This is a genomic window from Mariprofundus sp. NF, assembly GCF_013387455.1.
In the GTDB taxonomy this organism is placed as follows: Bacteria; Pseudomonadota; Zetaproteobacteria; order Mariprofundales; family Mariprofundaceae; genus Mariprofundus.
The window spans coordinates 1-682 of sequence record NZ_VWNC01000020.1 but is presented as its reverse complement, the minus strand read 5'-3'; the positions used below and the strand labels follow the sequence as shown (position 1 = coordinate 682).

1 protein-coding gene is annotated in these 682 nt (G+C 71.6%); it reads left to right on the top strand.

The annotated features are described in order from the left end of the window. A partial coding sequence (infC, locus tag F3F96_RS12345; protein ID WP_176963582.1) for a translation initiation factor IF-3 occupies positions 1-682 on the top strand: 682 nt, incomplete at both ends.

Sequence of the window (682 nt, the reverse complement as noted above, 5' to 3'; positions counted from 1 at the left end):
GCAAGTACAAGTACGAGGCTGCGGTGAAGGCCCGTGAGTCGCGCAAGAACCAGGTGAACACGGTCCTCAAGGAGGTCCGCTTCCGCCTGAAGATCGACAAGCACGACTATGAGACCAAGACCGGCCACGCCAAGAAGTTCCTGAGCCAGGGCGACAAGGTCAAGGCCATCATCCAGTTCCGCGGCCGTGAGCAGCAGCGTCCCGAACTCGGCATCAAGCTGCTGCAGCAGTTCGCCGAGGACGTCGCCGAGCTGGGCACCGTCGAGTCGCAGCCGCGCCAGGACGGCCGCAACATGGTGATGGTGGTCGGCCCGCTGCGCACCAAGGCCGATGCGCGCGCGGACCAGCGCAAGAACTCGACCGAGGGCCACCGCGAGCGTCAGGGCGGCGGTTCGCGTCGCGACCAGGCCGCCCGAGAGGCCAAGGAGCGCGCCGCGCAGAAGGCGGCGTCCGACTCCGCCCCGGTGCGGAATTCGATCGGGGACGCGTTCCCCGAGCAGCTGAAGGCCATGGCCGCCCGGACGCAGGAGAACGCCTCCGCGGCCCCGGCCGAGACGAAGCAGGCGCCGCCGAAGACCCCGGCCCCGGCCGAGACGACGCAGGCGCCGAAGACCCCGGCCCCGGCGGCTTCCCGCCCGGCCGCGGCCGCCCCGGCTGCGAAGCCGGCCTCCAGCGCCACGCC